The organism is Leptotrichia trevisanii DSM 22070 (assembly GCF_000482505.1).
Taxonomy (GTDB): domain Bacteria; phylum Fusobacteriota; class Fusobacteriia; order Fusobacteriales; family Leptotrichiaceae; genus Leptotrichia; species Leptotrichia trevisanii.
This window is the reverse complement of sequence record NZ_AXVL01000059.1, coordinates 1-8,402: the sequence shown is the minus strand read 5'-3', so window position 1 is coordinate 8,402 and position 8,402 is coordinate 1. Positions and strand designations below refer to the sequence as shown.

The following is an 8,402-nucleotide window of genomic DNA, read 5'->3' as shown; positions in this document are numbered from 1 at the left end:
AATCACTTTCCTTGTTACCGGGCTTCTTACTTTTGCACCTAGGCTTCACGCCGACGTGGAAGCTGAACAGCAGGAAGTGTCTGCTCAGACTTATGATGCCATAACCGATCTTAGGCAGTCTTTCATACGTGCCAGAAAGGAAAATGAAAAATCTCTAAAAGGGGCCGAAAGAGAACTTGCAATGCTGTTACAACAGGGGGATCAGGTAATCAAGAGCCCATGGGCTTCATTCCAGTTCGGTACAGGATTTGCAAATAACGACTGGGGAACTACCTACAGGGGACGTGGTGGTAAGTTCCTGGAATATTACAGAAGAGATAATGACTTGACTAAATATGTTTTTGATGCCAATAAAAATGCTTACGGGGCAACTAAACTGCATGTGTCAAGAAATCAGGAGCCTGATGCATTAACTATCAATCCGGCTAATGTTTACAAGGCTTATGAGCCAACTGAAGTGACTAAGATGGATGCGATGACATTGCCAAATGCACCAGAATTGAATCCTGAAGCTGCTAAACCACCAGCTGGATATTATGGACGTGATATACCATATCGTGTAACAAGAACTTTTGGGGTGGTGCCGTATTCAACAACATTGGATTATGAAGCTCGAGTAAATAATAATATTAATAATAATAGTTATAAAAATGAAAATAATGTAGGAAATAATACAGGAACATTTAATGCAACATCAGGGAAGTTTTATAATACTTATGGATACAATGCAACAGACACAACTCAATCTGATACTTCAACAGCAGCAACTGGAGGATTTAGTAACATAAGTGGAGAGTTTTTTGTAGGAGGAAGACACAATCATTACTCTGATAATGGAACGTGGCCTTATTATGCTTTAAATGATTCATATTATAGATTTGTTTATGTAGACTCGGACAATGAAGATGATACTAATCTAAATCATTTAGATAGTGGTTATCACGGACATGATGAAACTTGGAAAAAATTTAACCTTCCAAGTAATCAAGTTGGTGGAGGAGTAGTCCAAACTTTTCCTAATGCCCGCCGTGGAGCAGCTGTTTTAGCAAATAAAAATTTAACAGTTAAAAATAGTATTTTCAATATTGCTGCAAATAGTGGAGGTGACGGTACTCGGAGAAATTTAAATGCAACTAGTGATGAATTTAATGAACATAATGGAATTAATGTAGTTGGAAGCAGTACATTAACTGTAAATGGTAATGCAGGAAGTCAAAACTATTATTATTATGTAGCAGATTCAAATGGAGTAAGAGTACGGTTTACAAGCGAAGAATTGGCTAAAGGTAGTCCTTATTATAATGTCAATACAGATCAGGTAAGGCAACATGGAACGGACTTTTACATAGTACGAAGAAATAGTAGAAGTGGGGTTACTTTTAATATTCAAGGTGGAATAAAAAATAATGCTATTTTATCAAATTCATCAGGAAAAACAGATGTTTATCATACTTCTTTCACTGTTAGTGGAAGTTATAATAATGGTATTAACATGTTAGGAACAGGAAAATTAGAACTAAATGATTCAACTTTTGATATTAATGGTAATAGAAATACAGCAGTTTCATTAAATGGTGGAGCAACAGGAAATACTGTATATAACTCAAAATTCACTTTAAATGGGACTTATGGAACTGGAGTTGCTCTATGGAAAGCTAATACAAAAGCAACAAATGTAGATAGAGGAATTTACAAGTTAATTGGTGAAAATAATAATGGTATTTTTATTAATACTGGCACAACAGTAGATAATGCACTTGGAAACACTTTTACAATAGATGGTAATTATGGTAATGGTATCTATGTAAAGGGTACACTAACTACTGTATCAAAAGATACTTCAGTTAATCCAGAATGGGCTAATACTTTTAATGTGAATAGTAGTTATAGTAATGGTATTTATGCTGATACTAGTTCTAATTTAGGAACTGTAAGCAATACAACATTTAATATAAATGGTGGTTCAAGTAATGGTATTTTGAAAAATACGAATACAAATACCACAGTGTCAGGTTCCGTATTTAACGTAAGTGGAGCTGGATCTACTGGGATTACATACAATGGTGGCTCTACTGCTGAAACAATTGAAGGAAGTACATTTAATATAAATGGTGGTAATACAAATACTGCTGGTGTACATATGATTAATATTGCAAAATTAACTGTTAAGCCTAATACTGATTTTTATGTAAATGGACATGCGATTGGGATTGAAATTGATAACAATGGAATTCAAAATAAGGAAATAGAATTTACAGGTAGTCCAGGAACAGGTTGGACACATATGACATTAACTGGTGGAAATAATATTGGTATTAACATCAGAGACGGTGTAATGAATAGTTCTAATAGGGAAGTAAAACTATCAGGTGCAAACGATGAATATGGACTTGATATGACAATAATGTCAGATAATAATGTTGGATACCTGAATAGAACATATGCAGATAAACTTACTGTTATTAGTGGAAAAGATCCTATAAATATTAACAGTTCTTCTAAATATGGAAGAGTTAAAGTAGGTTCATTAAATTCTGCAACAGGATATAACAATAACATTGTATTTGCAAATTTAGGATATGTAAAAGATGGAGAAATTAAATTACGTCAAATAGAAGTAGATGGTAATAGTAATACAATTGCATATTTCAGAAATGGAAGTGGAGATTATTTTCATCAAAATGGAAATCCTACTAATAATTCAGGAGTTGGATTCTTTAAGGGAAGTGCACTTGAATTACAAGGTATAATCGGAAGAAACTTTAATAGTCGTGAAGCAACAACTGGAACTAGTACTGGAAATGTAGGAATATATGCGTCTTCTGGACAAAGAAAAGGCATACACACAAAAAATATTGGAGAAACAAACAGTCCTTCTGACATTGGGGATTTAAAAGTTACAAACCTTAATATAGGAGTAGGACCTCATGCAGTAAATACAGTACTTGCATATGCAGATAACGGAACTGTACTAGACATTAACAATAATACAACCGTTGCAAATGGAGCATTAGTAAAAGAAACTATTTCTGATGGGGAAATGGAATATGGTGGAAAAAATTACTGGGGATATGCTGTTCCATATGATAATATTTCAACTAGAACAACTATAGCATTTGCAAAAGGAACATTTAAAAATGAAACTCATAAATTTGGTGGTAACTTTAATTCTGCTATAGAGGGAGATCCGACAGAAGTTAAAGTAAACTCTGCTGTTGATATGGTGTCTAAGGAAGGTTCGGCATATAGAGCAGAAGAAGGTGGTAAGGTAACTGTAACTAAAGGTACAAGAGCTGGAGGATACAAATCTATAATTGGTTATGCAGAAGATTCAGTAAGCAGAGTTAAAAAATCAAACAATGAAACATATACAACAATGAAAGGAACTGAAACAGGATATGGTTCATCAGTTATTATAAATGGAAACATTGTTGCTGCAGATAATATGCTATTCAGTACTACAAATGATTCTGCGGGAGCTAATACAAATACAGGCCCTGTTAATGGAAGAGTTGGGGACGATACTAAATACGCTTATCAAAATATAGCAGCTTATGCATTAAATGGTGGAGATGTAATTATTAAAGGAGCAACTAAATCAGCATCTACAAAAGAAGCGGCAAATTCAGATAAATCAGCATTGGCAGCTGCTAATAGTTCATTAATCTATGGATTAGCTGGTTATGCTTCAGGAACAGGTTCTAATGTTATATATCAAAATTCTAAGATAACAACTGTTACTGGTACTGATGGTGCTTTATATGCAACAAATGGAGGATATGTTGAATATGCTGGAGATATAGTTCATCAAAACAATATCGGTGTAACACGTAAGACAGGAGCTGCAACAGATGGTGCAACAATAGGAGTTGGAGAAACAAGAGGTGGAAGAGGTTCATCTACATTAAATGGTGGAGTGAGAAACGATCATACTAATGTACCAGTATTCTATGCAAGACGTACTACTGCAACAGATGATGCAGGAATTACATTTAATAATACAACAAACATAGATATGTATGATGGATATTTCTTGACTGGTAATGAATATCATCACAGACCAAATTCAATAAATAATTTCCAATATAACTCATATTCTGATTACTACAAAGAGGCTACAAGACCTTCGGCACCTAATGATATTGCTTGGGATAGAGCAAGATACAGAGGAATGTCAAAAGTTACTTTAAATCTTGTTTCAGGTGGAGAAATTGATTTAGGATTGATTAATCAGGCTGAAAAAGAACTTAACTGGGGTAGTCATAAAGATGGAGATGGCAGTGAATATTTGGCTAGTATCGGAGAATATGCTGGTGGAATGACAATAAACAATAAAGGTACTTCAAACAAGGCTAGTACGTCAACAGCTACTAAGTTTAACAGCACTATTATTAACAGTGAATTAAAAATAGGTACTGACGTAGAATTGGAAAACTTCGCACTTTCAAATGGTTTAAGTGGAGCAAAATCTGTAAGTGCTGGTTCAAAAGTTGATAATACAGCTGTAGATCCATTTAATAACATTAAAATGGAAAGTACAAAAGTAACGATTGATACTGGTAAAAATGTATATGGAGATATTGGTAATTCAAAAGTGGGATCTTTATTAGCTGGACAAGGATTAAGCATGGCTAACTCACTTTACCGTTGGGATATTTTAAACAAGGCTAATTCAAATTGGGTAAAAACAGACAATACTAAATCAGGATATGTAAATAAAGGTACAATTAGTCTTTGGGGTGGAACTAAAGACTCTGATATTACTGGTGTAAATGTTGCTTACGGAACTATTTCAAATGAATCTGCCGGTAAAGTTATTGTGGATCACGGAAAAGGTATTGTAGGAACTGATGACAGTATATTAACAAATAAAGGTAAAATTTTTGTAACTGGAAAATATAACCCTATCACTCAGGAAACAATTGCCTCAACAGGTGCAACAAATGCAATTAAAGCAAGAACAGGATTAGACGTAGAAACTAAACCAACAGGTAAAAACTATGGTATTGTAGGAATTTCTACTAATAATGTTACAGAACACTCAAATTATGGTGGAAATAGATATGGAAACAACAGAGTAACTATCGAAAATAAAGATGGTATTGTTGAAGTTGATGGACAATTAGCAGTTGGTATTTATGCAGCAAATGTTAATCAGTCTGGCTCTGTTATAAGAACTGACGAACATGCACAAAAATCAAATGTAACAATTTCTTATGATAACCAAAATGCTTCACAAGTTGATGCGATCAGAGTAAATCACGGAGCAGGTGGTACTGCTGACACAGCTACACAAAAAAATACAGAATTACGTGGTGTAGGTATTGCATTAGTTGAAAAAGACAAAGATGCCAATCCTGACAGAAGAGGTGGAATCATTACATTGAACACTAAGAACAATGGAATTGGTGGTACTGCTGACATCTTGACTTACCAAAATGGTATAGGTATTTATGGTGAAAGTGCTGACATCAGATTTAAAGGTGATTCTACAGGACTTACAGTAGATACAGGAAGTAACGGGGCAGGAATTTGGGCAACTGATGACTCAACTATTGCAACATCAAGTGATCGTTTAGGTACTCCAAAAACATTGAACTACAACTATAAAGGTTATAATGACAAAAAAGGATTTGGAATGATTTTAAGCTCTACTATGTCAAATACACAAACAAAAGCTAAAAACTACCTAGATATCAAGTTCAACAATAATGGAGATACAAACTTGACATTGGCTGTGGAAAAAGCTCAAACATCTCCAGGAACAATTAATCCAGGTAAAGGTACTACAAGAGGTATTGCTGGAATGTTGGTAAATACTGATGCTAATGATAGCGTATATAACTATGGGAATATCAAGGAAGATACTTCCAAGACTAACGTGAGATCTTACGGTGCAATAGTTAATAGAGGTAGATTAGTAAACTACGGAAATATTGAATTAAATGATTCATTAAATGTAGATGCCTCAAGCGTTGATAAAGCTGATCTTAAAAAAGTAAATGCAGGTATCATGGCAAATGATCATACTACAGCTGCAAATACTTGGATTGAAAACTACGGAGATATTAAAGTAGGAACTACTTCAAGAAAAAATATCGGTGGATTCGGAATTTACGGATATAACATCATAACTGGTGAAAAAGCCGATCATACTACAAGTACAATAACTGTAAACAGTAACAGTTACGGTATTTATTCAGGAGATGGAACAGTTGAAGTTAGAAAAGGGACTAAACTGTTAGTAGGTAACGATACTGTCTTAGGACATGTTCAAACTACAACAGGAAAAGCTATAACAACAAATCCTTCAGCTTACCCAATTAACAGACAAACTGCTTATTCACAAGCCTCAGAATTACTTCCAGGAAGACAAACTGATGCGGCTTACGGAGTTTACATTGGAGATAACTCATTGTTAAGCGGTAGAAACAGAAATGTGGAAGTAAGTGCGGATATGGATATTGACAGATACTCTTACGGAATTGTATTGGCTAAAAACTCAAATGCTGAAGCAGGTGGAACTAATGGAACAACTGTTAAAATTGGAGATGGAAGCTACACTCTTGATGCAAAAGGAAAAGTTTCAAGCTTGACACCGACTAACGCTCCGTCAATTGTACTAGCAGCCAATAAAAATGCAGGTGGACTTGTTGTTTCAACACCGCCAAGCAATCCAAAAGTACCAGAAGAAGTTTATGAACAAGGAAATGCCGTGTACTACTACTCAGCTGACAAAAACTCAAAGGCTAGTTCATTTGCAAACGTAACAATGAATGGTGACTACAACACTGCTTACTATACAGCAGGAAGTGTTGATAACTTTGGAACAATCGACTTGAGATCTCAAAACAACTTATTAACTGTAAATGGAAGTTCAAGTGCTCATTTAGGATACGGAAACTTGGGAATTGTTTCAACAAACCCTAATGTCGCATCAACAAACTACGGAACAATTATTACATCAATGTCAGATACTGAAAACCAAAAATATTCAGCAGGTATGGCAGCTGGACGTAATATTTACAACGACGAAGGAAAATTTGTAAGAACTGAAGATGAAGGATATGTTGTAAATAGAGGTACAATCAACGTCAAGGAAAAAGAAGGTATCGGAATGTTTGCAACTGGTGCAAGATCTAAAGCTGTAAACTACGGAACTATTAATCTTCAAGGTAAGAATGCAATAGGAATGTACTTAGATCGAGGTGCACAAGGAGAAAACTATGGTACAATCACAGGAGATGCAGAAGGTGTTAAAGGTGTAGTTGCAATTAATAATGGATACATCAAGAACTATGGAACAATTAAAGTTACAGGTACTGGTTCAGTAGGAATTATTACAGATAACCTTCAGGCTAAAACTGATAATGAAGATTCTGGTACAAACCAATACAAAGGAACAGAAGAAGGAAAAACAGCTGCAATTAAATACGTTGCTTCAGGTAATGTAAAAACAACAGGTGTAGGAACAACTATAACAGTACCTGACACTGTACCATTAACAAAAGTTTCTGTGGATGGTATTGATACTCCTGTATTCGATGTTGAAAGTGATGCCGCAAATACTGGACAATGGGCTAAGAACATAACTGTTTCAAGCAGCATTCAAACTGGTGGAACAAGAATAATTGATCTTAATACTAAGGATGAATGGGGTAACCCAGCTTGGCCTCACCACAAAAAACCGCAACTTTCAGAAGTTACAAGCATTGGAATGTATGTAGATACTTCAGGTGTTAGATACACTAACCCAATTGATGGAATTCAAAACTTACCTAAATTGTCAGAAGTAAATCTATACTTCGGGCCAGAAGCAACACTATATACAAACTCTAAGGCAATCAGAATTGGAGATAAGGTTGACGCTAACGGAAATGTTACAAAGAGCAATATCTTGAAACCATTTAATGATGCGTTAAGTAAATTGCCAGGTGGAGCAATTGTTAATCCACTGTCAGCAAGTTTAACTTGGCAAGTAAAAGCAAAACTTGATGCAAATAATCAATTATCAGAAGTGTACATGAGTAAGGTACCTTACCACTCATTCGCATTTGATGATGATAAATCTCTTGTAAACTTTACTAACAACCTGGATAACATCTATGAAATTGCACGTCCAGGAAGTCCTGAAAAAATTATCTTCAACAAACTTAACAGCTTAGGTAATGGGGAAGGACATATCTTGGCTCAAGCGTTCGATCAGATGAGAGGACACATTTATGGTGGAGTTCAACAAAGAATCAAGGCTACATCTGATATTATCGGTGGAGAAATCAAGGGACTTAGAAATGATTCTAATGGTTCTAAAGACTCTAACAAGTTCAAGGCATTTGGACAAAGAAACGAATTCAAGACTGATACAGCAGGAATGCCTGACTGGTACAGTAATGCGGGAGGAT

At 35.1% G+C, this 8,402-nt stretch carries 1 protein-coding gene; it reads left to right on the top strand.

Going from position 1 to position 8,402, the window contains the following annotated elements:
* Nucleotides 1-8,402, top strand: an 8,402-nt coding sequence (locus K324_RS14675; protein ID WP_036095414.1) for an autotransporter-associated N-terminal domain-containing protein, incomplete at both ends; no start/stop codon positions are given.